We start from the raw sequence: 25510 nt of genomic DNA on the forward strand, positions 1-25510 counted from the left end.
CATCGTTCGCCCGTCGCCCCGGACAGGGAGACGAGGACGCTCGGTCCAGGGAGGTGCAGGCCTTGCAGTTCCGTTTCGGAGAGTGTGTGCTCGATCAGGAGCGCCGGGAACTGACCCTGCGCGGACAGGTCGTGGGCGTCGGCCCGCAGGTCTTCGACCTGCTGCTGCATCTCGTCCGCAACCGCGACCGGGTCGTCAGCAAGGACGATCTGCTGGAGGCGGTGTGGAACGGACGGACCGTCTCCGAATCGACCATCACCAGCCACATCAACGCAGTTCGCAAGGCCATCGGCGACAGCGGTGGGGCACAGCGCCTGGTCCGCACGGTCCCCCGCAAGGGATTCCGCTTCGTCGGCGCGATCGAAGTCGGTGCGATTGAAGTCGGGGCGGCCGAGGTCGGCGCGATCGGGGAGACCCCGTCCGGGCCGGTCCTGCCGGGCAAGCCCTCGATCACCGTGCTGCCATTCCAGAATCTGAGCGGCGACCCGGAGCAGGACTACTTCGCCGACGGCGTGGTGGAGGACATCATCGCCGCCCTGTCGCGCATCCGCTGGCTGTTCGTCATCGCGCGCAACTCGAGCTTTGCCTACAAGGGCCGGGCGGTGGATGTAACGGACGTCGGCCGCGAGCTGGGCGTCCGTTACGTGCTCGAAGGCAGCGTCCGCAAGGCCGGGAACAGGGTGCGCATCACCGGGCAGCTCATCGACGCGACGAGCGGGACGCATCTCTGGGCGGAGCGCTTCGAAGGCATGCTCGATGACCTTTTCGAGCTGCAGGACCGGATCGCCGAAAGCGTCGTCGGCGCGATCGCGCCGCAGCTCGAGCGGGCGGAGATCGAGCGCGCCAAGCGCAAGCCGACGGAAAGCCTGGACGCCTACGATTACTATCTCCGCGGCATGGCGAAACTGCACAGCGGAACCCGCGAGGCGATCGACGCGGCGCTGCCCCTGTTCCACAAGGCGACGGGACTAGACCCGGAATTCGCATCGGCCTATGGCGGGGCGGCTTGGTGCCATCTCTGGCGCAAGGTGAACGGTTGGATGACCGACCGCCCCCTGGAAATCGCCGAAGGGGTGCGGCTGGCGCGGCTGGCGGTGGAGTTCGGCCGCGACGACGCGGTCGCGCTGACGAGAGCCGGGCACGCGCTTGGTCACTTCGCCGGCGATCTCGATGGCGGCATCGCGCTCATCGACCGGGCCGTGCTGCTCAACCCCAATTTCGCCCCCGCCTGGTTCCTCGGTGGCTACCTGCGCGCCTTCCGCGGTGAAACGGAAAGCGCGAGCGAGCATTTCGCCCATGCCGCCCGCCTGAGCCCGCTGGACCCGGAGATGTTCCGGATGCAGGCGGGGACGGCACTCGCGCATTTCTTCGCCGGGCGCTACGATTGCGCCGTGGCCTGGGCGGACAAGGCGTTGGGGAACCTGCCCAGCCTCCTGGTCGCCATCGCCCTGACGGCGGCGAGTCACGCGCTCGCCGGGCGGACGGAGGACGCGCGGCAGACGATGCAGCAATTGCGCGCGCTCGACCCGTCCTTGCGCGTCTCCACTCTCAGGGAGTGGCTGCCGATCCACCGTCCCGAGGATCTCACACGGTTTGCGGAGGGACTGGGACTGGCTGGGTTGCCCGAGTGAGCTCAGGCCATGTCCGACTCAGCAGGTGCCGTTTCGCCTCAGACACTGACTCAAGCTGTGGCAGAAATGGGTGTGCTCGCCCGCCCTGACGCTGGCGCACAAGGGCGCTGAGAGGAGCGCTGAAGGTTCTGTTGCAAAGTTTGGTGACAGGCGCGGAGGGCTTGCGGCGCCTGTATCGTCAGGCGGCAGGACCGAACAGGCTGACGATGAAAGATGCCTGGGCTGGCATGTCGTTGACCGAAACAGCCCGGACCTGGCCCTTGCGGACCGTGGCTATGATCTCGTAACCGGCGGTCGTCCGACGCGCACCGTGGAAGCTCTTGGACCCGAGCCCCGGCCGGACCGGCGGCCTGATGCGCCGATGGTCCTGTTCAACGATGTTGTTCAGGTACTCGCATTGCCGCACCGCTCACGCCGGCTTCGTCCTGGTATGCCCTGGAGCAGGCGCCTCACGAGCGCCGACCAGTCAAGGGCAGTGGCCTCAATCACCACAGCGACCGCGGGTCGCAATACGTCGCCATTCGGTACACGGTGCGTCTCAACGAAGCTGGAGTCGAGCCCTCCGTGGGCAGCGTCGGCGACTCCTACGACAACGCCTTGGCCGAGACGATCAACGGCCTCTACAAAGCCGAGGTGATCCGGCGCCGCGGACCATGGCGCACGCTGGAGGCCGTCGAGTTCGCCACCCTGGAATGGGTGGACTGGTTCAATCACCGGCGCTTGCTCGAACCCATCGGCAATATCCCTCCCGCCGAGGCCGAGGCGCGCTACTATGCTCAAACCGAGAACGTCGCCATGGCAGCGTGACTCAAGGCAAATGGCCTCCGGGAAACCCGGTGCAGTTCAGGCGGGAGCCAAAACCTGCAACAGAACCGGTTGTTCAGCCCTTTGTGCTGGCGATGCTCCCTGCTCATCGCCAGCTCCCCGTTTTTCGCATCTACGCTATGAACACACTCGCCCTGCCAAGCAGAACGCGGGTCATTGCCCATTCCGGGATCCAAACGCTACTAAACCAGCCCGGCCGCGCGAGCCCACTTGTACTTGGCGCCCAGCACCGCAACCGGCGTCTCGGTCGTGTAGGGGTAAGCCACGACACCGTGGTCATACAGGTGGCTTGCGGCCTCCTCCACCTGGACGTCGCCGGCCAGCGAAGCGACGATGGGCTTCTCGATGCCCTTCGCCTTCATCTCCTCCTTCACCTCGATAACGAGCTTGGCGAACACCATTGGCGGCGTGATGATCGTGTGCCAGTAGCCCAGGATCAACGCGTGGATGCGGTCATCCTCCAGGCCAAGCCTGATGGTGTTCTTATAGGTCGACGGCGGTTCGCCACCCGTGATGTCCACAGGATTGCCGGCGGCGCCGAAAGGCGGAATGAATTTGCGGAAGGCGGCGTCGAGGTCCGGCGGCATCGCCATCAACGACAGGCCGTTGTCCACGCAGGCGTCCGACAACAGCACACCCGATCCGCCGGCACCGGTGATGATCACGACGTTCTCGCCCTTCGGCGTCGGCAGCACCGGGATTCCACGGGCGAATTGCAGCAGGTCCTGCAGACTGCGCGCCCGGACCACGCCCGACTGCCGCAGCACGTCTTCGTAAATCCTGTCGTTGCCGGCGAGCGCGCCGGTGTGGGAACTGGCCGCCCGCGCGCCAAGCGCCGTGCGCCCGGCCTTCAGCACGACCACCGGCTTCTTCTTCGAAACCTGCTTGGCGGCCTCCGCGAAGGCACGGCCGTCCTTCAGATCCTCGCAGTGCATGGCGACGACCTGGGTGTTGTCGTCCTGTTCGAAGAAGTACAGCAGGTCGTCCTCATCGATGTCCGACTTGTTGCCGAGTCCGACGATCGCCGAAACGCCCATCTTGGCGGAGCGGCTGAAGCCGATGATCGCCATGCCAATACCGCCGGATTGCGACGACAGCGCCGCCTTGCCCTTCACGTCGTAGGGCGTGCAGAAGGTGGCACACAGGTTTGCCGGCGTGTAGTAGAAACCGTAGATGTTCGGCCCCATCAAGCGCACGTCGTGCTTGCGCGCGATGGCGACGATCTCCTCCTGCCCTTCGACGTTGCCGGTTTCGGCGAAGCCCGAAGGAATCAGCACGGCGCCGGGGATCTTCTTCTCGCCGACCTCGCCCAAGGCCTGGGCGACGAACTTGGCCGGAATGGCGAACACCGCCACGTCGATGTCGCCCGGCACGTCCTTGACGCTCTTGTAGGCCCTGTAGCCGAGGATGTCGTTGGCCTTCGGATGGATCGGATAGATCCGGCCCTTGTAGCCACCGTTGATGAGGTTCTTCATCACCGAGTTGCCGATCTTCCCATCCTCGGCCGAGGCGCCGATGACGGCCACCGCCTCGGGCTTCATGATCCGGTTCATCTGCCGGACGATCTGTTCCTGCGATGGGCGGTAGCGCGGCGTCCTGACCGCGAAGTCCAGGACCACGCGCACGTCAGCGGCGGTGGCTCCGTTCTCGCGCGCGAAGACCGGGTTGAGGTCGAGTTCGACGATCTCCGGCACCTCGTCGACGAGGCGCGAGACGTTGACGATCACATCGGCAAGCGCCTCGTGGTCGACCGCCTTGCCGCCGCGCACGCCCTTCAGCATCTCCGCGGCCTGGATGCCGTCAAGCATCGACAGGGCTTCCTCGCGGCTGACCGGAGCGAGGCGGAAGGTGATGTCCTTCAGCACCTCGACCAGCACGCCACCGAGGCCGAAGGCCACCAGCTTGCCGAAACTCGGGTCGGTGATGGAACCGACGATCACCTCCACGCCTCCTTGCAGCATCTGCTGGACCTGCACACCGATCAACTCCGCCCCGGGGTCATAGGCGCTGGCGTTCGCCATGATGGTCCTGAAGCCTTGGCGGACGGCATCGGCGTTCCGGAGATCAACCAGAACGCCGCCGGCTTCCGTCTTGTGCAGGATCTGCGGCGACACGATTTTCATGACCACCGGGAAACCCATGCCCTCGGCGAGGGTGACGGCTTCGTCGGCGCTCGTCGCCAAGCCCTCCTTCGGCACTGGAATGCCGTACACATCGCAGAGTTGCTTGGCTTCCGGCGCGGTCAGCGCGTTGCGGCCCTCGGCCTTGGCGGTGTCGAGAAGGCGGCGGACGACATCCGTTGGGCGCTCGGTGTGGAGCGGATCGATGACTGCGGCCATGGCCTTTCCTCCTTTGCAAACTGGTCGGCTCACGTTTTGGAGGTGAGCTCGGATGGATTTTCGGGGGCGGCAGCCTCCTGCAACGCGTCGCCGGTGATGCGCTGACGGGCCATCGCGTTTGCCCTTTCCGGGGAGGACCGCCGCCTGTCCTACTCAGTGGTCAGCGGCCTGCGCGCGGCACCGAGTGCGCCGCTGTCTCGGACCTCGGAAATGCGGCGTTCGTCGAAGCCGAGCACCTCGCGCAGGATCTCGTCGGTGTGTTCGCCCAGCAGCGGCGACCGCGTGACCTCGGTCGGGCTGTCCGACAGCTTGATCGGGTTGCCGACCGTCAGGTACTTGCCGCGCGTCGGGTGGTCCACCTCGACGATGGTGCCGGTCTCGCGCAGCGACTGATCCTCCGCCAGCTCCTTCATCGACAGGATGGGGCCGCAGGGGATGTCGTACTTGTTCAGGATCTCCATGACCTCGAACTTCGTCTTGGTCATGGTCCACTCTTCGACGGTCGCGAAGATGTCCTTCAGGCGCGGCAGGCGCGCGGCGGGCGTCGCGTAGTCCGGATCGGTGACCCACTCCGGCTTGCCGATGACGTCGCAGATCTTCGCCCAGACCGGCGCCTGGGTGATGAAGTAGATGTAGGCGTTGGGGTCGGTCTCCCAGCCCTTGCACTTCAGGATCCAACCCGGCTGGCCACCGCCCGAGGCGTTGCCGGCGCGCGGCACGGTGTCGCCGAACGCGCCGTTGGGGTACTGCGGGTACTCTTTCAGCGGGCCACGCTCCAGCCGCTGCTGGTCGCGCAGCTTGACGCGGCAGAGGTTCAGCACGGCGTCCTGCATGGCCGCCAGCACCTTCTGGCCGCGCCCGGTCTGGGTGCGCTGGTAGAGCGCCGTCACGATGCCCAGCGCCAGATGCAGGCCGGTGCCGCTGTCGCCGATCTGGGCGCCGGTGACCATCGGCGGGCCGTCGTCGAAGCCGGTCGTCGAGGCCGAGCCACCGGCGCACTGCGCGACGTTCTCGTAGACCTTGCAGTCCTCGTAGGGACCGGGGCCGAAGCCCTTGACCGAGGCGACGATGATGCGGGGGTTCAGCTCCTGGATGCGCTCCCAGGTCAGGCCCATGCGGTCGAGCACGCCGGGGGCGAAATTCTCGACCATCACGTCGCAGATGCGCACCAGATCCTCCAGGACGCGCTTGCCGTCCGGGTTCTTGGTGTCCAGCGTGATGGACCGCTTGTTGTGGTTCAGCATGGTGAAGTAGAGGCTGTCGGCCTCGGGCACGTCACGCAGCTGGCCGCGCGTGATGTCGCCCTCGCCCGGACGCTCGACCTTGATGACGTCGGCGCCGAACCACGCCAGAAGCTGCGTGCAGGTCGGACCCGACTGAACGTGGGTAAAGTCCAGAACCCGCACGCCTTCGAGTGCCTTGCCCATGCCGTCTCTCCCTGTTGAGCCGCAGGCACACGGAGCCCGGCGGCGTGACCAAACCGTTCGTCATTGCAGCGAGCAGGAGTGGAGGGTGCGGGCCGCTGATTCCCGCATGCCTCTGAACGGCTACCGAAGCCAGCCCTTTATTTCCAATATTCGCTGATTACCTTTTTTCGTTCTTGCATATTGTTTGCCGCACTGTGTTGCGTATTCCTGGACAAAACCTTGCCTGACCAATTCGCAGAGCGCCGGCCTCACGGCGGCCGGCTTCAAGCTTGCCGCCTTCGTGATGGCCAGCAGCGAGACCGGAGGTGTCGTGGCCTCGGGACCCGGCATGGCACGCAGCGTGTTGAGCATGGTCCAATTGACGGATGTCGGAGAGATCACACACGCCTCCCTTGGTGCGCTGGGGATCGCTGCCTTTCGCAGTCCGTATTGCAATCGGCTCTGGCATGCCAGATCCAATGCGATCAGGCTAAAACCTCAAGCCCGCTTGAGGTCAAGAAGAAATTTGGGGCAGTGAATCGGCCCGATCGGGCCTGAGGCGCGCCCTGTCTCCCGAAGCCCCTGTTTCGGCGTTGATGTGCATTTGGGCTCGAGCCGCACTCAAGCACCCTCTCGCAACGGGAAGCGCCTTCCGCGCCAGCGTGGGCTAGGCGACCAGGGGACGCAGGAAGATGGAGAGAACTCCGCTTTGGAATGAGAAGGAAGACCGTTGTTCGCTGTTGTGGCAATGGCACTGAGGGAGAACCTGCATGGTTTCATCCGCATCGATGCCGCATATCGTCCTGCTGGGCGATTCGATCTTCGACAACTCCGTCTATGCGGGAGGTGGACCGGACGTGACGGCACAACTTCGTTTGCGTCTGCCGTCGGGCTGGCGTGCGACTTTAAGAGCAGAAGACGGTGCCGTGACCAGCAGCGTCGCTCGGCAAGTCCAGCAATGTCCTCCTGGAGCGACGCATCTCATCGTGCTTGCCGATGGCAATCTGCACGATCCACGACGCGCGCTACCCCGACCCGCTTCGGCAACGACCGGTCATTACCGGCCTGACCATCTTCAACAATGTGGTCACCCGTGAGGCATTCATACGCGGCTTACCGCTCATCGGCTTGCGCATGATCTGCGACAAGGCAGAGGACTACGCAAATCCCATTGAGCCGTCTGTCCAGGATGGTGTGAAGATTGCCGCTTCCATCGCCACTTTGACCACCTCTCACAACGGATCACAACCACGAGCGGCGGTGTTTGCGTTCTGACGAGGGCAACCACCATCCCTCCGGACGCTGCCACCCCGAAAGCGGACACAGATTATTGAGTAAAGAATAGCCACGCTACCGTGCATACTGAAGCCAACGCGGCGAGCGCGGCGCCGCTTCGCGTCATGACGCCCTGGCGATGCAGCAGAACAACCGTGCCGATCAGCAGCGGCGAGACGATCAGCAGTCCGATTTGGGCTTCATTCATTGGCACTGTCGCTTCCGTCGGATCAGTTGGTGGTTCGGGCGCGATATGAATGCTGCGAGCGTGGAGAACGGGCAGCCTTGATCGTCGTCAAAAGCAGCTGGACTTCATCGGATTCGGCCGCACATCGGATAGTGGGCACGCGGGACCGCGGTATCAGCGCCATCAGGTGATCGCGCCGAACAGAAGGCGCGCATGGCGCTGTTCATCCGCTCCATCGGCCTCAGTCATGCGACGGTGAAGATCGGCAGCGCCAAAGCCGCCGCATGTTTCCGCCTTTTCAGCCAGAATCCGGAGTTCAGCCCCCAAAGAATACCGCTTCCCCACCGGTGCGGCCCTTCCATCGGCCTCGACCCTCGTCCAAGGCCGGTTTATCGAGGTGTTCCATTGCGCGGATCGCCCCGAATATGCAGAACCTCGATATGGGCCGCGAAAAGGCGCGCCAGTGCGAAGGCCTCTTCCAGAAGCGCCGCATCGGTGGGAAGACCGCCGACCGGAATGAGGATGTTCTTGATCATGGGGCCTCCCGAGCGCTTCATGCAAATAAAGACAAAGACTCGAAGATCCTGCCCACTCGTCGCTGTGCTGTCTTATCCCCGCTAAGGGCGTTCCTTTCCGCCTTTGGCGTCAGGCCTCGCAAACCCTGCCATGACCCAATGATCGCTTCAACCATCGTTGTTCGGCAGACTTGGCCACGCCTTCTCCGAAGAGGGGTGACGCTCCTATTGAAACGGCCGCCCCGTCAAGTCGGCACCGACGGCGATCGGCCGAACTGCGATTTCGATCAGGCGGTACTTCACCCCGCTCACCGTCGCCTCACGATACCAATTGATGAGGTCACCCCACGGATCAACGATTCTGGCGAGGCCGGAGATGAAGGCGACGACCGCTCCTGCGTCGATGATCCCTCGGACCACATACCAGCCGCCGATGCCGAGGACTGCCGCGACGCCAAGGTGGTTCATCAAATTCATCAGAAAATTCATCCCGAACTTCAGCGTGTAAATGCCCATGTTCAAGGTGAAGACGGCGTCAACCCGAGCGGTTTGCGCCCGGTCCTCGGAACTGTCACTCCCAGCAGCCCCTCCAGCGGCCATGCCGCTGGTGATGCGGCGCAACGTTCGGATGCGCGTGGCGGCCCGGCGGTTGATCGCCCGCTGGATCAGCGGAACAAAGGTAAGCATCCGGTGAGTGCCGCGGTCAGGCTGGCTTCCAATTCCAGGGCAGCAGTTCGGGCAGGCGGTTCTGCGGCATGTCGGCGATGCGGGCCAACACGTCGGCGAGCCACGCCTGGGGATCGACATCGTTGAGCTTTGCGGTGGTGAGCAGGCCATACATGATCGCCGCCCGCTGTCCGCCGCGATCGGAGCCGCAGAACAGCCACGCTTTCCGGCCCAAAGCGATCCCGCGCAGGCCGCGTTCGGCGGCGTTGTTCGTGAGACACAGCCGGTCATCGCCGAGGAAGCGGGTGAAGCCGTCCCAGCGGGTCAGCATGTAGTCCATCGCCTTGGCCACGGGGGCATGGCGGGAGAGCCGGACCCGCTCCGTCCGCAACCAGTTCTCCAGCGCGGCTACCAGGGCGACGCCGTGCTCCTGGCGTGCCGCCAACCGCTCGGCCGCCGGCTTGCCGCTCAAGGCGCGCTCGAGATCGAAGAGGGCGTCGATGCGCCTCACGGCCTCCAGCGCCAGTGGTGAGATCGGCGGGGCGTCCTTGCCGCGCTTGGTGTTCGCGGCGATGTCTGCCAACTTGAAGAAGCCGCGCCGGGCATGCGCCCAGCACAGCACGTCGCCGATCGGCCCCGGCCGGCGGCCGGGTTCGTACAGCCGGTTGTAGCCGGCGAACGCATCGGCCTGCAGCCAGCCCGTGAAGCCGGCCAAGTGCCGTTCGCGGTGTTCGCCCTTGCGGTCGCGCGAATAGTGGAACAGCACCGCCGGTGGGGCTTGGCCGGCGAACGGCCGGTCGTCGCGCACATACACCCACAGCCGCCCGGTGTCGGTCTTGCCCTTGGCCAGCACGGGCACCGGCGTGTCATCGCCATGCAGCCTCCCGGCCGCCATCACATGCGCCGCGATCAGGTCGTGCAGCGGCTCCAGCACCGCGGCGGCGGTGCCCACCTGGTCGGCCAGGGTGGACAGGCTGAGCGGCACGCCCTCCCGCGCGAAGCGCTCGGCCTGCCGGTTCAGCGGCTGATGCTGGCCGAACTTCTCGAACAGGATGGTGGCCAGCAGGTTCGGTCCCGCCCAGCCGCGCGGGGTGGCATGGAAGGGTGCCGGCGGCTGGCTGATCGTCTCGCCCAGCTTGCACAGCTTGTCCGAGCCGCAACACGGGCAACTCGCCGGGGCCGGCACAACGACGCGCTCGCGCGGCAGGTGGTCGGGAAAGGGCTGGCGCGATGGCCGTTTGCGGGCGAAGGCCGCCACCGCGGTGGTCTTGGCGGCGGCCTGCTCCGCCGCCAACTCGTCCTCGCTGGCCGTCGCTTCCAACTCTTCGAGCTGGAACTCCAACTGATCCAGCAGGCGTGCCTTGCGCTCGGAGCGTGTGCCGTAGAGCTCACGCCGGAGCTTCTCGATCTCCAGCTTCAGGCTGGCGATCAGCGCCTCGGTGTTCGACGCCACCGCCCTGGCCCGGGCCGCTTCGGCTTCTGCCGCGTCCGCCCGCGCCTCGGCCTGCGCCAACGCGGCGCGCAGGAGGGCGATGTTGTCGGGCAGGTTGGCGGTCATGACACCAGTTTACCTGGGATCGCCCCGTCGAGCCGCCGCAATCCCCCCTGAACCGGCCCGTCGATTCACCGTGTCGCAGTCACCCCGCGGCCTCAGGGCGCCAAGTCTTCTGCGGGTTGCGCCAGTCGATGCCTTCGAGCAGATAGCCCATCTGCCCGACCGAGATCGACACCGCGCCGTCCACCGGCGTCGGCCAGATGAACCGCCCCCTCTCCAGCCTCTTCATGAACAGGCAACTGCCCTGGCCGTCATGCCAGATGATCTTGACCAGATCGCCGCGGCGCCCGCGGAAGAGGAAGAGATGGCCGCTGTGCGGGTCCTGGGCGAAGCGTTCCTGCACCAGCAGCGCCAAACTCGCCCAGCCCTTGCGCATGTCGGTGTGCCCGCTGGCCAGCCACACCCGCACGCCACTCGGCACCGGGATCATGCCAGGGCACCGACAACGGCCGCCGCCAGGGCCGGATCGACTGGCCCTTCCAGACGCAGGCGTGCCCCGCTGGGCAGGATGACCTCGAGAACCGCCGGGCTTATCGCAGGCCTTGCCGGTGGCGGCAACGGTCCAGGGGGCTCCCCGGCCGTCGGTTCGGTTTCAGTCGGCTCCGGCGTGATGGTCACCGCGACGAAACTGGACGGTTCGGCCACGGCGGTCCCGCTGGACTGCATCAGCCCTCGCCAACGGTAAAGCAGGCTTTCGTGCACGCCCAGCCGGCGGGCCGCTTCCGTCACCACCACACCGGGGCGGAACGCCTCCTCGACCATCCGCATCTTCTCCGCCGGCGTGTAATTCCGCCGCCGTTCCGTCCCCGTCAGAACCTCGACCCGTTGATAAGCCATGACGTTTGCAACTCGTTTGCGTCCGCGCGATGACGCGCCACGCAAAACTCAGACGCCAGACCCTACTTTGCCAAGGCGGCGCTCACCGGAGGCGTACGAACAAAGATCATCTGCGGCAGGAACAGCAGCGTGCTCGCCAACGCGAACTCCGGCCGCAGATAAGCCATGTAGCCGAGCACGCCGACCAGGATCCCACTTTGCAACAGGGGTTCCGACAGGCTGATGCCGACGAAACTCCCGACCGGGTCCGCCCCCGACAGGACCAGTGCGATCGCCACACCGCCTTGTTCATGCGAAGCGCTCGACTGTGAGGCATGGCCGCACAAGCCGAGAATTGTCATGCGCAGGTGCCTCACCGCCGTTTCGCTGACCCAGCCACGGTAGAGGTTCAGGATGAACTTGAGCACGCCTTCAAGAATGGCGATGCCGAGATAGACGACGGACAGCCCCACGATCGCCGAAAGCGATCCGGACGAAATGGCATCGTTGATGATGCGCCTCTGGATTTCAAGGGGCCACACGCTCAAAAGGAAGACCATGGCGGACAGGACCGACAGCCCGACTTGGTGTTTCCCGCTGTGGCGCCACACATAGCTGGCGATCGATGGCGGCAACGGCTCGGGCCGGCCTCCCCGCACCGCGGCTTCGTGCTGCACCGCGTGAATCATCGTATCGTCAGGCTTCGTGCGCTCGGTGCTCGGACCGCCGGCTGGACGGTCCGTGCGGGAACTGGCCCGCTGCCATCGCCCCTCGTCGCGCCTGTCGTCCATACCAGCGATAAAACAAGCGCTTGATGCTCTCGGCCAAAATCAGGTAGGCCGCGACGGTCCCCGCCAGGAAGATGAAGTAACCCAATGGCAGGCTTACGAAGCCGAACAGCGGGCCGAGCGGGCTCAGCGGGATGAGTGCCGCAAGCAGGACCATCCCCACCGACAAGGCCGCCAGAAGTGGATGCGGCCGACTGACCAGCGGCGACCGCCGCGTCCGGATGACGAAGATGATCAGCGCCTGGGTCGCCAGGGATTCCACGAACCAGCCGGTCTGGAAAAGCGCCTCCCCGGCACCGAATATGGTCAGCAGGGCGTAGAAGGTCAGGAAATCGAACAGGGAACTGACCGGCCCCAGGATGAGCATGAAGCGGCGGATCAGATCCATGTTCCAGCGGACCGGGCGGACGATGGTTTCCGGATCGACGCGGTCGAAGGGGATGCCGATCTCCGACGCGTCGTAGAGCAGGTTGTTCAGCAGCACCTGGATCGGAAGCATCGGCAGGAAGGGCAGGACCAACGCGGCGCCCGCCATGCTCAGCATGTTGCCGAAATTCGAACTGCTTCCCATCAGGATGTATTTGGTGACGTTCTCGACCGTACGGCGGCCTTCCAGCACGCCGCCGTGAATCACCGACAGGTCGTGTTCCAGCAGGATCAGGCTCGCCGCGTCCTTGGCCACATCGGCGGCGCCGTCGACCGAGATGCCGACATCGGCCGCGTGCAGCGCCGCCGCGTCGTTGATGCCGTCGCCGAGAAAGCCCACCGCGTGCCCGCGTTGCTTCAGCGCCAGCAGCACGCGCTGCTTCTGCGGCGGCGACAGCCGGCAGAACACGTTCACTTTGGCGAGCCGCAAGCGGAGCGCCTCCTCGCTCATGGCGCGCAGCTCGTCGCCGGTGATCAGACCGGTCACGGGAATGCCCAGATCGCGGCAGACGTGCCGGGTCACGCGGTCGTTGTCACCGGTCAGGATCTTCACGGCGACCCCGGCCTTCGACAAGGCGTGCACGGCCGCCGCCGCGTCGGCCTTGGGCGGGTCGAGGAAGGCGGCGAAGCCAGCGAACACCAGTTCGGTCTCGTCCGTGACCCGCGCTTCCCGCTGGTCCGGCCCGACCACGCGCGAGGCGATGCCGAGCACCCGGAACCCGTCGTCGCTCAACTGTTCGAACAGGCGCTGGACGCGCGCCCTGGCCTCGGTGTCGAAGGCGCTCGGCCGCCCAGGCCCCGGCTCGTATTGGGTGGACAGGCGCAAGACATCCTCCGGCGCACCCTTGACGATCAGCAGGTGCTGTCCGCCGCGCTCCAGAAGGACGGAGACGCGCCGACGCTCGAAGTCGAAGGGCACCTCGTCGAGCTTGAGCCAATCGACGGCATCCGGCTGGCCATGCTCCAGGATGGCGTCGTCGAGCGGGCTGCGGATGCCGCTTTCGAAGCGGCTGTTGAGCCAGGCCAGCCGGAACACCCCGTCGTTGTCTTCTCCTTGAGCGTCGATGTGCCGGACCAGACGGATGCGCGCCTCGGTCAGGGTACCGGTCTTGTCCGTGCACAGGACATCCATGGCTCCCAGATTGTGCAGCGCCGTCAGCCGCTTGACGATCACCTTGCGTTCGGCGAGACGCAGGGCGCCGCGGGCCAGCGTCACCGTCAAGACCATCGGCAGCAATTCCGGCGTCAGCCCGACCGCCAGCGCGACCGCGAACATCAGCGATTCCAGCCAGGGCCTGTGGAACAGCACGTTCGCCAGCAGCACGAACAGCACCAGGAACACGGTCACACGCAGGATCAGCAGACCGAAATGGCGCACGCCGATCTCGAAATCGGTGGGCGGCGGCGGCGCCCTCAGGCTGTGCGCCATCGCGCCGAGCAGGGTGGCGCGTCCGGTCCGCAGGATCACCGCCCGTCCCGTGCCGCTGATGACCGACGTGCCCATGAACAGCATATTGGTCGCCTCGCTGGGATCGGCGGCGTGCGGCAGGTTGGCCGCGTGCTTTTCGGTCGGATAGGGCTCGCCCGTCAGCAGCGCCTGGTTTACGAAGAGGTCGCGCGCCTCGATCAGCCGGGCATCCGCCGGCACGAGGTCGCCCGCGACCAGTTGCACGACGTCGCCCGGCACCAGCCGCTCGACCGGCAACTCGCGTTCCTGGCCATCGCGGAGGACTCTGGCCCGCAGCGCGACCGAGCGGCGCAGGTCCTCGATGGCGTTGTTGGCGCGGACCTCCTGGACGAAGTCGAGAACGACGCTGACGAACACGATGATCACGACGATGGCGAAGCTGTAGAAGTCGCCGGCCATGGCCGAGAAGCCGCTGGCCAGAAGCAGGATGATCAGAAGAGGGTTGTGCAGGCGGTCGAGAAATTGGAGCCACAAGGGTCTCCGCCGCACCGCCGAAAGATCATTGGAGCCGCAGCGGGTCAACCGCGCGTCCGCTTCGGCGCCGCTCAGCCCGCCCGCCGTGCTTCCGATCCCGGCGAGGAGGGAGTCCAGCGGCTGGCTGGCCGGGGCGACGCTGTCGGGATCGATTTCCATGCCGCCCGTCTCCTTGCACGCTGCGTCCCGCTGCCTCGCCCCGTTCACTCGTAGCGCAGAGCTTCGATCGGCTGGAGGCGGGAAGCCTTGCGGGCCGGGTAGAAGCCGAAGAAGACACCGACCGCCGCAGCGAAGCCAACGGCCAGAAGGATGGCCGACAGGCTGAGTTCCGTCTGCCAGTGCGCCCAATGGCCGATGGTGAAGGAGGCCGCCGCGCCGGCGGCGATTCCGACCAGCCCGCCGGTCAGGGACAAGGTCAGCGCCTCGATCAGGAACTGGCTCAGGATGTCGCGGCTTCGCGCCCCGACGGCGAGGCGCAAGCCGATCTCCCGCGTGCGCTCCGTGACGCTGACCAGCATGATGTTCATGATGCCGATCCCGCCCACCACCAGCGACACCGAGGCCACCGCCGCCAGCAGCAGGGTCAGCACGCGCGACGACGCCTCCTGTGCCTGGGCGATTTCCGACAGGTTGCGGAGCCAGAAATCGTCGTCCTGCGCCGGCTGGAGATGGTGGCGCTGCCTCAGCAGGCCGTGGATCTGCACCTCGGCGGCGTGCATGTCGGCACCGTCGCGCATCTTGATGAGGATGGCGCCCACCGCCCGCCGGTTCACCTCGCTGGCTCCCAGAACGCGGTTGCGCGCGGTGCTCAGCGGCATGACGATGGTGTCGTCCTGGTCCTGCCCCTGCATGCTCTGCCCCTTGCGGTCCAGAACGCCGACCACAGTGAAGGGCACCTTCTTGATGCGGATCATCTGACCGACGGGGTCGGCATTGCCGAACAGCGTGGTGGCCACCGTCTGGCCGAGCAGCGCCACTTTGGCGGCCCGGTCCAGATCGGCCTGCTCGAAGGGCCGGCCCTGGACGACGCCCCAGCCCCGCGCCGTCAGAAAGTCCGGGGTGGAGCCGACGATCACGGTCGACCAGTTCAGGTTGCCGTAGATGACCTGCGCGCTGCCGCGGACTCCCGGTGCGGCCATCAGGATTTCGGGAATGTCCCGTTCCAGAGCCTGCGCATCATCCTCGCTCAGCGTCATCTCGGTGCCGAAGCCGAGACGCACGCCGCCCGAGGTGATGGCGCCGGACACCACCACGATCAGGTTGGAGCCGAGGCTGTTGATCTGTTCGGCGATGCGGGCTTCCGCCCCGGCGCCGACCGCGATCATGGTGATCACCGATCCCACCCCGATGATGATTCCGAGCATCGTCAGTACGCTGCGCATCAGGTTGAGGCGCAGCGCGGCAAGCGCGATACGGATCGACGACAGGAGGTTCATGCCGCTGCCTCCGCCGGGCGCCAGCCGGCCAGCACCTCGGAGGCCACGCGGGGCGCCGCCACCGGCCGATCGTCCATCAGGCGGCCGTCGCGAAAGCGCAGCGTGCGCCGGGCGAAGGCGGCGATATCCGGTTCGTGCGTCACCAGAATAACCGTGATGCCGCGCGCGTTGAAGGTCTGGAACAGCGCCATGACCTCGACGCTGGTGCGCGAGTCGAGCGCGCCGGTCGGCTCGTCGGCGAGGATCAGCAGCGGGTCGTTGACCAGCGCGCGCGCAATGGCGACACGCTGCTGCTGGCCGCCCGACAGTTGCGAGGGATGATGCCATGCCCGCTCGGCGAGACCGACCTCGGCCAGCCGGACCAAGGCACGACGGCGCCGTTCGGGTGCTGAGACTCCGGCGTACACGAGCGGCAGCTCGACATTCTCGACCGACGGCGTGCGCGGCAACAAATTGAAGCCCTGGAATACGAAACCGACCAAGCGATTGCGCACCACCGCCAGCTCATCGGGAGCAAGATGCGAGACGTCACGGCCGTCGAGGCGGTAGAGGCCACCGCTGGGGCTGTCGAGGCAGCCGAGCAGATTCATGAAGGTGGACTTGCCCGAACCGGATGGCCCCATGACGGCGACGAATTCGCCAGGGGCGATGCGAACCGACACGTCGTCGAGCGCACGCAACGGTACGTTGCCCAGCCGGTAATCCTTGCACAGATGCTCGGTCTCGATCAGCCAGTCTCCCATGGCTGGGCTCCCCGCTGTCTGAAGCGTCGGCGTCACATACGCGGTCCGGCGCCAATGGATGGAACGGCACCCGAAGCCGTGGACGGCGCCGTTTCGCCGAGCACGACACGGTCTCCGACTTCCAGCTTTCCTTCGACGACCTCCACCATGCTGCCGTCGGAAACACCAAGCCGGAGAGGGCGGCGCTCCGGCTGCCCGGTGGCGTTCAGCACCCAGACCGCGCCCGTCTGCTGGGATGGCGGGCTGCTCGACGGGGCGGCCTTGGCCGGGTGATAGCGCAAGGCGGCGCTGGGAACCAGCAGCGCGTCGTCGCGGTGGTCGGTGACGATGCGGACGTTGGCGGTCAGACCGGGAAGGAGTGCGAGGTCGGGATTGGGCGCCGAGATGACCACGTCGTAGGTGACGACGTTCTGCACGACCTGTGGCGCCTTGCGGATCTGAATCACCGCTCCGGTGAAGCGGTGGCCGGGGTAAGCGTCCACGGTGAAGTGCACGTCCTGGCCCACCCGGACGGTCCCGACATCCGCCTCGTCCACGGAAGCGTCCACCTGCATGGCCGTCAGATCCTGGGCGATGGTGAACAGCACCGGGGCCTGCAAACTGGCCGCCACCGTCTGGCCGCGGTCGACGTTGCGCTGGATGACGGTGCCGTCCACCGGGGCGACGATGCGCGTGTGCTCCAGATTGATGCGCGCTCCCTGATACGCCGCCTGTTTCTGCTGCACCAACGCCGTCGCGCTCGCCACGTTGGCTTGGGCGAGGGTAAGCTGGGCCTCGCTGGAGCGGACGGTTGCCTGCTGGCTGATCTCCTGCGCGGTCAGAGCCTCGACCTCCGCCTGGGCGGCGTCGTTGGCGGATTTCGCACTGTCGCGGCCCGAGGCGGAGGCATTTCCGCGGTCGAAGAGCCGTTGCGTGCGTTCATAATTGCTCCTGGCGTTGAACAGGAGCGCTTGGGCCTTGCGCAGCTGAGCCTGTACGTTGGTCAGGGTGGCGCGCGCGGCCTCCAGGTCGGCGTTGGCGCGTATGACCGTGGCGCGCTGGGTCTCGATGCCCGCCTGGGCAACGGCGAGGTCGCCGGCCGCCTGCGCCACCTGTGTCTCGAACAGCGCAGGATCGATGCGGGCGACGAGCTGACCGGTCTTCACCTCGGTGTTGAAGTCGGCGAGCAATTCGCTGATCTGTCCCGACACCTGCGACCCCACCTGCACGGTGACGACCGGGTTGACGGTGCCCGACGCGGTGGTCGACGCGGTAACCGCCCCACGGGCCACCGGGCCGGTGCGGTAAGCGGGCGCGGCGTTGCGGGTGCCCACAGCGTGAGAAAGCAGCATTGCGGCGGCCGTCAGCGCGAGCACGAGCCCGAACAGCCAGCCGGGATGTCGGGCGACACGGCGTTCCGCTGGGATCTTTGATCGTCCAGGGCTCGGACCGTGTTCGGTCAGCGGCCCGTGCTCGGTCAGCGGCAGCGTCATCGGCTGGCTCCGGAAGGACTGGGTCCACGCTCCGCACCATGGACTCCCGCAGCCTATCCAAGGGATGCCCCGGGACATTAACGTGCATCAAGATCAGCGCTCACGGATGGAGTTAACCCGCAAAAGGCGGCGCCCACAGGGACGCTTCGACCGAAAGAGGTCGGGCTCCGCCCGATCTCCGCGTCTTTACGATACGCCGCCTTTACCTGGGTTAATGCCTCGACGCCGCCTTCACCCATGCTTGACGCTCGATACGCCGGGCAAGCGGGTGATTGGGCGGGGCAGACCTCCTGCAGCGGAGATCCCCCGCTCCGGCCGGTCGCCTTGTTTCTCGGATCCAAGACAGGAGATTGATATGGCGATGTCCTTGCGCAACCTATCCGTCGTCGTGCTGGGCACCCTGCTCGCGGCGGGGTGCTCGGGGTTAAGCGCGGAAGACCGCAACCTTCTGATCCAGACGCAAGCCACCGCCAATGACGCCAAGGCGGAGGCGGCGCGGGCCGCCAGCGCCGCCCAGCAGTCGGCCGAACAAGCGCGCGCTGCGGCGGCGGACGCCAGGGCGGCGAACGAAAAGGCGGAACGCATGTTCAGCCGCAGCCAGCGGAAAACCCGCTCTTAGGCGGACTGAGGCCGTAGGTGACCGTGGGCGCTGCCATCCTGTTGCGTTCGATTGGAGGCGTTGTCACTGCCCTGGCGGCCCTAGCCTTTGCTCCGGTGCCGGTGACGGCGGCCGACATCATTGGAACACTACCATTCGGTATTTTCTTTGCGTCGGCGGACGACACGCTGGCCGACATCGCCATCGACAATGATCTCGGCTACACCGAGATCATCATGGCAAATCCAGCCATCGACCCGTGGCTGCCGGGCGACCGAACACTCGTGGTGCTGCCGACGGCGCATATCCTTCCATCCGGAGGGCGCAGCGGCATCGTGATCAATCTTGCGGAGCAGCGCCTGTATCACTTCGCACGGGGGAAGCCGCCGGCCAGTTTTCCGGTGGGAATCGGTGCCGAGGCCGCCAACCTGCGGACCGGTTCCACCTCTGTCCGGGCCAAGCGTGTCAACCCGCCCTGGATGCCCTCCACGCGCATGCGGGAGGAGGATCCAGACCTGCCGCCCTATGTCCCGCCGGGGCCGGACAACCCGCTGGGACCCAAGGCGCTGTACCTCGGCTGGACGGGAATCATCGTCCATGGGACCAACAAACCTTATGGTGTTGGGCGCCGCGTGAGCCACGGCTGCTTCCGCCTGCACAACCGGGATATCGGGCGCCTGTACGAGGAGGTGCCCATCGGCACTCAGATTCGTGTCGTGGACGAGCCGGTGAAGCTCGGCTGGGTCGGCGACAGCCTTTACATCGAGGTTCACCTGACGACCCGGCAAGCCGATGCCCTAGAGGAAACAGGGCGCTTCGACCCGACCGACTTCCCGGACCTTGAGGCGATCGTTGCACGCGCCGCGGGTCGTGCCGCGTCACGGGTGGATTGGGGCGCCGTCCACAAGGCGGTCGAGGAACAGCGCGGCATCCCGCGGCCCATCCTGCGTGAGCCGGCGGAGACTGAACCGCTCCGAGTTTTCCGGAGACTCCATGTTCTGAGAAGATGGGGTCATCATGACGAAACCGTTATCACCCAGATACGCTTCCGAGGTCCACGAGCGCGTGGTGCGGACGGCGTTCGCGTGAAGACGTCGCCACGGCGGCGTGATCCTTACATACCGGCCTCCGACAAAGCCGGCGCGGTTTAAAGATCGACGAGCCTGACACGGTTGGCAATGCAGGGCGGCGATGGCGCTGCGCAGGCGCCTTATCCTGCGTCTTTTTGTCCTGCGCCCTTCTGAGCCCTGTCAGCCATGTACCTCGTACGAAGAGTGGACTTCCTGAGCGCCCCAGCCATAGCATGCAGTTGATCATCGCAGAACCTTTCCGGCTTGCCGTCGGCTTCGGGCGGGCGGTCGTTTCTGCACAAGACGCTTTACCACTTGCACCAGCCCCGTGGCACAGGGAGGCCTGACATGGTCGACACTCCGTGCCGATTGCCCAGCCTAGCGGTCGGAGCAATCATCGTTTCATCGATTGTTGCCGCGTCCGCGCGCGCCGCGTCGGATGGACCAGGCAGCATCGGCTTCGGGCGCCACTTGGTCGAGGAGGTCTGCGGTGAGTGCCACCGCGTGTCGCAGCCGCCGATGGCTAAGCCGCCCCCCATGCAGGAGGAGCTTGCTGCGCCCGATCTGGTGGAGCGAATGCGCGATCCAGGGATCACCGAAATGGCCCTGCGCAGTTACCTGCGGACATCCCACCCGGTGATGCCGAACATCCGTCTGTCCATGGAAGAAACGGATGATGTCGTCGCGTACCTGATGTCCCTAAAGGAAGGCTTGCAATGAAGACGGGCCTATGCGCGGGGGTGTTGATGACGTTTTTCGCCATGGCGGACGTGACACAGGCAGCAGACGCGGAAGCCGGCAGAAGCATCGCCGACCGTTGGTGCGCCGCCTGCCACCTGACCTCGGACAGCAATGCGGACAGCCGTGTCGTGCGCGGCACCGACGCGGTCCCGACATTGGCCAGCATCGCGCGCGATCCGAACCGCAGCCCGAACTGGTTGCGGCAATGGCTGACCTTTCCTCACCCGCCGATGCCGGACCTGAACCTTTCACGCTCGGAGATTGATGACGTTATCGCCTATCTGCGAGGGATGTCGCGCTAACGCGAGCCCGACCACTCCGCGCCGCGCGCCTGGATCAAGGTCGCAGGAGGCCGCCGATGTCCAGAACGCTCGTGAAGCAGACCTTCACATGGAGGGCTGAGCATGAGAGCGATGATCCTGCCACAACCGCGCGCATCGCTGATTCCCGCTTTGCTGCCGGACCCAGAGCCAGGACCGGGCCAAATCCTGATCGCCGTGCACGCCTGCGCGGTGTGCCGAACCGACCTGCACGTCATGGACGGCGAACTGCCGCATCCCAAGCTGCCACTTATTCCCGGCCATGAGATCATCGGGAGCGTCCTCGAAACCGGGCCGGGCGTGGAGCGCTTTCATCTTGGGGACCGCGTGGGCATCGCCTGGCTCGGCTGGAGTTGCGGCGAATGCGTCTATTGCCGCTCGGGACGCGAGAACCTGTGCGATCGCGCGCGCTACACCGGCTACCAGATCGACGGCGGCTACGCCGAGATGGCGGTCGCCGACGCTCGCTACGCCTTTCCTGTCGACCCGTCCTACACGGACATCGAAGCGGCGCCGCTGATGTGCGCCGGCCTGATCGGCTACCGCGCCCTCCGGGCCGTCGGGGAGGTGAAACGCCTGGGTCTTTACGGCTTCGGGGCCGCTGCGCACATCGTCATCCAGATTGCCCGGCACTGGGGTCAGCGGGTTTTCGCTTTCACGCGGACTGGGGACGAGGCTGCACAGGCCCTGGCCCGTGATCTTGGCGCGGCATGGGCCGGCGGGTCTGAGGAGCCCCCTCCGGAGCCTCTGGATGCCGCCATTCTCTTCGCCCCCGTCGGCGCGCTGGTGCCGACGGCGCTGCGGGCGGTGGTGAAGGGGGGCACCGTCGTCTGCGCCGGCATCCACATGAGCGACATCCCCTCCTTCCCCTATGACATCCTATGGGGTGAGCGGGTGATCCGCTCCGTCGCCAACCTCACCCGGCGGGACGGGGAGGAGTTCCTGGCGCTTGCGCCCCGCATCCCCGTACGGACCCGCACAACGCCCTTTCCCCTCGCCCAGGCCAATGAAGCCGTGGAAGCGCTGCGCTGCGGGACCGTCACCGGAGCGGCGGTGCTGACCTTCTGAGGTGGCGTCCTTCCGCTGTGCGGCCGCTGCTTGCATCAGGTGGAATTCAGAATTCCTCTCCTGGTCCTGGGCACACAGCATTTAAATCGACAGACCAAATCGATCGATAATTACTGATGTCAGAGTTATTTCGAAGCGGATCGATTGGAAGAGTCCATAACATGAATTGCGCCCACCCCGGGCGAGTTCAATAATGGTTTCCGGAAATCTTGTGACAATCGCCCGCGGTCCCGTGGATTGGTGAGTGGCAACGACACGTCTTGCTTGGCGAGTGGCTGAGGTGCCGTGGCGTCGTTCATCTCGGCCAGCTCAGTGAGCCGCATCCAATCGAGCACACGCAGGTGGCCTTTCGCGAAGGACAGCAGCCCAGCCGTACGCATCTCCTTGAGCGTCCGACAGACATGGACCGGTGTCAGTCCTGTGGCATCGGCAATGAGGACCTGACTGATCGGCAACGTCACGTCCGAAATGTCCGGTGCGGTCCTTTGCCGTTGCCGATTGTAAAGGGCAAGGAGAAGCCGGGCAATCCGCTCCGCGGCGGTGCGGGTGCCGAGCCCGCCCAGGAGCCGCCAATCAGAGATCGTTTCGGCCGCGAGCAAGGATGCCATCCGCAAGGCAACGTTCGGCACCTGTTGGCAAAAGCGCATCAGGGAATGGCGTGGCATCGGACAGACGATCAGATCGGTGAGCGCTTCAACCGTGCAGGGCATATCACCGTCGGGCCCCCGCTCGAAACCGATCAGATTTCCCGGCATGACGAAACGCAGCACTTGGCGCCGCCCGTTCTCGTGCATCATGGACGCCAACGCCCAGCCACGGCGAACGATGTAGACCATCTCGTTTTCGTCACCTTCGACAAACAAACTGGCGCCGGCACGAATGGTGCGGACCGGGCGTTTGATCGCCGCCCAGCTGGGCAATTGTTCATCCGCAACGCTTGCGCACAACCCGTCACGTCGCAGCGGGCACGCTTGGCAGTCTGATTGCATGACCGCCTCCTCAGCCTGGAGTCAGTGCGGAAGGCTTGGCCGCTCCAACGGAAGCAGCTGAGCCTGGGCCATGGCGTCGAGAAAGGCGGACAGAATGACATGGGGCGCCACAGGACCTCCCGGCGCCTCCTGAGCCATTTTGAAAGCGTCGAACATTGCACATGCGACCGCCAGCTTCGCGGCGATCCCGAGAGGCGTGCGTGCCGGCGTGCAGACGAGTGACCGCAACACGCTCTGGCAGTCCATCTCCGTTGTCCGGTCCGGCGCCTCGCTTGCAACGGACTGGACGCGGTCCAGTGCTTCGGTCTGTCCCACCTTTTGTACCCATTGAAAGAGAAACAGCAAATCCTGATCGCGATGCCTGCCGCTCGCCAGGGCCAAGGCAATTGCGTTCATGAGTTCGGCATGAAGATGCTCGACTTCTGCAAGGTCACCGGTTGGCATCATGGCCGCCTCCTGTGGCAATGCACGGGGTTAAGCTTGAGCACCGCCCCCATCAGGAAAAAGTGGCATCGAAAACTCGGTTTGGGCTGAAACACAGCCCATGGTTTTTCGCCGCCGATCTTTCAACGCTTGGGCTCATCACGGCAACAGTCCCTCATTGTGCCGCCGATTGTCTTGATCTGGATCACCATCCGGCACGCCTATGCCAATGAGACGGAACATAGCCGTAAAATAGGCCGACGACACCCCATCACGCCTTATGCATCATACCCAATTCGTTACGATATCAATGCCGAGCATAATAAGATAAACTATGACGAAACACATTCTTCATATTGTCACGAACCTTCATGACACAACAATGTCCCGAACCATGAAATCATTGCACACTTTGATAGAAAGAGTATAAGGAGTCTATAATTTAGAATGCCGACGGCAACCTTTTGATAATCAAGAGGTTTGGCAATGCATCTATTAACCAATATCTCGCCGGCCCCTCCACCTCCCATAGGTTTGGCGCGTCGGAACATCAGCCGCCATCTTCTCAGCGTCGTGGTCACGGCCTTGGCGGCCATGGCTGCCATCGCCGTCAGCTTGGTCGCATGGAATCTGGCAACACAGCGACGGTTTGCCGCCGCCGAGATGGCGATCACGGTCCGCGCCATCGCGGCGGCTCTCGATCAGCAACTGCTCGTCACCACCTCGGCCCTGGAGGGGCTTGCCGCGACCATGGTTGTCGATGGCGATCCGCAACGGCTTTATCGCGTCGCTCAGGCGGTCAAGGACAAGCATTCCCACTGGTCGCACGTAACGCTTCGCGATGCCGATGGAAGCGCGGTGTTCAGCACCAAAGTTCCGTACGGAACGACCGTGCCGACGGTTGCCGACATCAGTCCCGAGCTGGCCGAGGCGATGTCCACCGGACAACCGCAGATTTCCGGACTGTTGTACGGGCCCATCGCCAACGAGCACGTCGGCGCAGTCCTGGTGCCCGTGCAGGTGAAGGATGGCAAACGTTACGCACTCATTGCAGCGGTGACGACCTCGAAGTGGGAGACCCTCCTTCGAGAGCAGCCAATCCCCGACGGTTGGGTGGCTGGGATCATCGACCGAAACGGGGTCGTCGTCGCGCGAACGCGCGCTGCCGAACAGTTTGTCGGCAAACCAGCCCCTGGGTGGGTTCAGAGGGCGATCCAATCTGCTCCGACCGGGCAAGCGGCCGGCCCCGCTCTGGAGGGAGAGCCGTTGTCGCTCGTGTTCTCGCGTTCAAAAGTGTCGGGGTGGACGGTCGCGTTCGCCGCGCCGGCCTCCGTGTTCGAGGAGCCCCTGCGTCGATCGCTGTGGTCGGCGGCCGCCATCAGTGCCCTTGCGCTCGGCTGCGCCTCCCTCCTGGTGCTGCGTTACGCCCGTCGGCTGTCCAGGTCGGTGATCGGGTTGGCGCAGGTTGCGGCAGCGTTGCAGACACCCGGAGCGGCGTTGCCGCCGCCGCCGCCGACCAACCTGGAGGAATTGGCCTCGGTCTACGACACGATGCGGAACACCAGCGTGCTCCTGCGCCGGGCGGAAGACCAGCGGATCATGTCGATGCGCGAACTTCAGCACCGGGTCAAGAACGACCTCCAGGCGATCCTGAGCCTGCTTGCGTTGGAAGGCGGCCAAGCCAAGTGCGAAGAAACCATCCGCATCCTGGAAGAACTTCAGGGACGGGTCGAGGCGCTTCGCCTCGTCCATTCGCGCCTGTATGAGGCCAGCCAAGTCGGCGTCGTGGAGTTGGGAGACTATCTTCTGGAACTGTGCGCCAACGCCGTAGCCCTTCATGGACGCGGCCTTGCCGGTGGCATCGCGCTGCGAACCAGCGTCGACCATACGTATGTCGACCACAACACCGCCGTCTCACTCGGGCTGATCGCCAACGAGTTCATCACCAACAGCGCCAAGCATGCGTTCCCACAGGGAAGCGGGACGATCACCCTCGCCTTGCTTGTGGCAAAGCCCGGCCAGATCCATCTGACTCTGTCCGATAATGGCGTTGGCCTGCCGCCGGAGCGGGTACGGTCCTCCGGCCTCGAATTGATCACCATGCTGGCCGAGCAGGTTGGCGCGGAGTCGGCGTGGACAACCTCGCCGCAAACCAGTTTGCGGCTGACCCTTCACACCGGCGCCGCAGGACACCCCGATTGAAGTCGGGGCTTGCTAACCTGGGTTAAGGTCCACTCTGCTCGATCCGGCCAAACTGGTGTCACACCCGTGACCAGGGA

Annotated in this window: 25 protein-coding genes and 1 pseudogene; 9 read left to right on the forward strand and 17 right to left on the reverse strand. The window is 65.3% G+C overall.

The features are described 5' to 3' along the window. Positions 1-62: 62 nt before the first annotated feature. Positions 63-1631 (forward strand): winged helix-turn-helix domain-containing tetratricopeptide repeat protein, encoded by a 1569-nt coding sequence (locus tag H1Q64_RS24305; RefSeq protein ID WP_237907096.1) that lies wholly within the window; start codon positions 63-65, stop codon positions 1629-1631. A 178-nt stretch (positions 1632-1809) separates the two neighbouring features. Here H1Q64_RS24305 and H1Q64_RS24310 read toward each other — a convergent pair whose 3' ends face one another. After that, a complete protein-coding gene (locus H1Q64_RS24310) occupies positions 1810-2037 on the reverse strand; it encodes a transposase (protein WP_237907097.1) in 228 nt (75 codons plus the stop codon). Between H1Q64_RS24310 and H1Q64_RS24315 the strand changes: the two are divergent. Then, positions 2033-2438, forward strand: a pseudogene (locus H1Q64_RS24315) (integrase core domain-containing protein); the annotation flags it as partial. The gene H1Q64_RS24310 and the pseudogene H1Q64_RS24315 sit on opposite strands and share 5 nt — an antisense overlap. 200 nt (positions 2439-2638) lie before the next feature. Here the strand turns inward: H1Q64_RS24315 and H1Q64_RS24320 are convergent. From H1Q64_RS24320 to H1Q64_RS24330, 3 genes are all read right to left on the reverse strand, one after another. Continuing rightward, positions 2639-4795 (reverse strand): acetate--CoA ligase family protein, encoded by a 2157-nt coding sequence (locus tag H1Q64_RS24320; protein ID WP_237907098.1) that lies wholly within the window; start codon positions 4793-4795, stop codon positions 2639-2641. 149 nt (positions 4796-4944) lie between these two features. Continuing rightward, complete coding sequence (gene frc, locus H1Q64_RS24325; RefSeq protein ID WP_237907099.1) at positions 4945-6222, reverse strand: formyl-CoA transferase; 1278 nt, start codon at positions 6220-6222, stop codon at positions 4945-4947. Positions 6223-6342: 120 nt separating this feature from the next. Further along, the gene (locus tag H1Q64_RS24330) at positions 6343-6573 is read right to left on the reverse strand and encodes a hypothetical protein (RefSeq protein ID WP_237907100.1); all 231 of its coding nucleotides are present in this window, start codon (positions 6571-6573) and stop codon (positions 6343-6345) included. A gap of 624 nt (positions 6574-7197) precedes the next feature. On the opposite strand from H1Q64_RS24330, the gene H1Q64_RS24335 reads away from it, so the two are divergent. After that, complete coding sequence (locus H1Q64_RS24335) at positions 7198-7476, forward strand: hypothetical protein (protein ID WP_237907101.1); 279 nt, start codon at positions 7198-7200, stop codon at positions 7474-7476. A 52-nt stretch (positions 7477-7528) separates the two neighbouring features. Here the strand turns inward: H1Q64_RS24335 and H1Q64_RS24340 are convergent, their stop codons facing one another. The 11 genes from H1Q64_RS24340 to H1Q64_RS24390 all read right to left on the reverse strand — a co-directional run bounded on the left by H1Q64_RS24340 (position 7529) and on the right by H1Q64_RS24390 (position 18022). Further along, positions 7529-7684, reverse strand: a complete 156-nt coding sequence (locus H1Q64_RS24340) for a hypothetical protein (protein ID WP_237907102.1) — start codon at positions 7682-7684, stop codon at positions 7529-7531. A gap of 368 nt (positions 7685-8052) precedes the next feature. Then, positions 8053-8199 carry a universal stress protein gene (locus H1Q64_RS24345; RefSeq protein WP_237907103.1) on the reverse strand — a complete coding sequence of 49 codons (147 nt, stop codon included), beginning with the start codon at positions 8197-8199 and terminating at the stop codon, positions 8053-8055. 204 nt (positions 8200-8403) lie between these two features. Next, positions 8404-8865: a hypothetical protein gene (locus H1Q64_RS24350; protein ID WP_237907104.1), complete on the reverse strand. Its 462-nt coding sequence runs from the start codon at positions 8863-8865 to the stop codon at positions 8404-8406. Between the two features lie 16 nt (positions 8866-8881). Next, the gene (gene tnpC, locus H1Q64_RS24355) at positions 8882-10402 is read right to left on the reverse strand and encodes an IS66 family transposase (RefSeq protein WP_237907105.1); all 1521 of its coding nucleotides are present in this window, start codon (positions 10400-10402) and stop codon (positions 8882-8884) included. A gap of 79 nt (positions 10403-10481) precedes the next feature. After that, positions 10482-10829 (reverse strand): IS66 family insertion sequence element accessory protein TnpB, encoded by a 348-nt coding sequence (tnpB, locus tag H1Q64_RS24360; protein ID WP_237907106.1) that lies wholly within the window; start codon positions 10827-10829, stop codon positions 10482-10484. After that, positions 10826-11236, reverse strand: a complete 411-nt coding sequence (gene tnpA, locus H1Q64_RS24365) for an IS66-like element accessory protein TnpA (RefSeq protein ID WP_237907107.1) — start codon at positions 11234-11236, stop codon at positions 10826-10828. Before tnpA ends, tnpB begins: the two co-directional genes overlap by 4 nt. A 62-nt stretch (positions 11237-11298) precedes the next feature. Then, positions 11299-11904 carry an ABC transporter transmembrane domain-containing protein gene (locus H1Q64_RS24370; RefSeq protein WP_237907108.1) on the reverse strand — a complete coding sequence of 202 codons (606 nt, stop codon included), beginning with the start codon at positions 11902-11904 and terminating at the stop codon, positions 11299-11301. A gap of 7 nt (positions 11905-11911) precedes the next feature. Then, positions 11912-14530, reverse strand: coding sequence for a magnesium-translocating P-type ATPase (mgtA, locus tag H1Q64_RS24375; protein ID WP_237907109.1), 2619 nt, complete (start codon positions 14528-14530; stop codon positions 11912-11914). A 44-nt stretch (positions 14531-14574) separates the two neighbouring features. Next, on the reverse strand, positions 14575-15807 hold the full coding sequence (locus H1Q64_RS24380; protein ID WP_237907110.1) for an ABC transporter permease: 1233 nt from the start codon (positions 15805-15807) through the stop codon (positions 14575-14577). Next, a complete protein-coding gene (locus tag H1Q64_RS24385) occupies positions 15804-16550 on the reverse strand; it encodes an ABC transporter ATP-binding protein (protein ID WP_237907111.1) in 747 nt (248 codons plus the stop codon). The genes H1Q64_RS24380 and H1Q64_RS24385 overlap by 4 nt, the downstream gene beginning before the upstream one ends. A 32-nt stretch (positions 16551-16582) precedes the next feature. Further along, entirely contained in the window at positions 16583-18022 is a 1440-nt protein-coding gene (locus tag H1Q64_RS24390; RefSeq protein WP_237907112.1) for an efflux RND transporter periplasmic adaptor subunit, read from the reverse strand. Between the two features lie 355 nt (positions 18023-18377). On the opposite strand from H1Q64_RS24390, the gene H1Q64_RS24395 reads away from it, so the two are divergent. From H1Q64_RS24395 to H1Q64_RS24415, 5 genes are all read left to right on the forward strand, one after another. Continuing rightward, the gene (locus H1Q64_RS24395) at positions 18378-18641 is read left to right on the forward strand and encodes an alanine-zipper protein (RefSeq protein ID WP_237907113.1); all 264 of its coding nucleotides are present in this window, start codon (positions 18378-18380) and stop codon (positions 18639-18641) included. A 17-nt stretch (positions 18642-18658) separates the two neighbouring features. Further along, positions 18659-19771, forward strand: a complete 1113-nt coding sequence (locus tag H1Q64_RS24400) for a L,D-transpeptidase family protein (RefSeq protein WP_237907114.1) — start codon at positions 18659-18661, stop codon at positions 19769-19771. Positions 19772-20038: 267 nt separating this feature from the next. Then, on the forward strand, positions 20039-20410 hold the full coding sequence (locus H1Q64_RS24405; protein ID WP_237907115.1) for a c-type cytochrome: 372 nt from the start codon (positions 20039-20041) through the stop codon (positions 20408-20410). Then, positions 20407-20733 carry a c-type cytochrome gene (locus tag H1Q64_RS24410; protein ID WP_237907116.1) on the forward strand — a complete coding sequence of 109 codons (327 nt, stop codon included), beginning with the start codon at positions 20407-20409 and terminating at the stop codon, positions 20731-20733. The genes H1Q64_RS24405 and H1Q64_RS24410 overlap by 4 nt, the downstream gene beginning before the upstream one ends. Before the next feature lie 102 nt (positions 20734-20835). Next, positions 20836-21819 (forward strand): zinc-dependent alcohol dehydrogenase family protein, encoded by a 984-nt coding sequence (locus H1Q64_RS24415; RefSeq protein WP_237907117.1) that lies wholly within the window; start codon positions 20836-20838, stop codon positions 21817-21819. A 125-nt stretch (positions 21820-21944) separates the two neighbouring features. Here H1Q64_RS24415 and H1Q64_RS24420 read toward each other — a convergent pair whose 3' ends face one another. Both H1Q64_RS24420 and H1Q64_RS24425 read right to left on the reverse strand, forming a co-directional pair. After that, the gene (locus H1Q64_RS24420; RefSeq protein ID WP_237907118.1) at positions 21945-22808 is read right to left on the reverse strand and encodes a Crp/Fnr family transcriptional regulator; all 864 of its coding nucleotides are present in this window, start codon (positions 22806-22808) and stop codon (positions 21945-21947) included. 21 nt (positions 22809-22829) lie between these two features. Further along, a complete protein-coding gene (locus H1Q64_RS24425) occupies positions 22830-23255 on the reverse strand; it encodes a hypothetical protein (protein ID WP_237907119.1) in 426 nt (141 codons plus the stop codon). Between the two features lie 570 nt (positions 23256-23825). Between H1Q64_RS24425 and H1Q64_RS24430 the strand changes: the two genes are divergently transcribed. Continuing rightward, positions 23826-25433 (forward strand): sensor histidine kinase, encoded by a 1608-nt coding sequence (locus H1Q64_RS24430; RefSeq protein WP_237907120.1) that lies wholly within the window; start codon positions 23826-23828, stop codon positions 25431-25433. Positions 25434-25510: the final 77 nt, after the last annotated feature.

Origin of the sequence: Azospirillum brasilense (assembly GCF_022023855.1) — a bacterium.
Lineage (GTDB): Bacteria > Pseudomonadota > Alphaproteobacteria > Azospirillales > Azospirillaceae > Azospirillum > Azospirillum brasilense_F.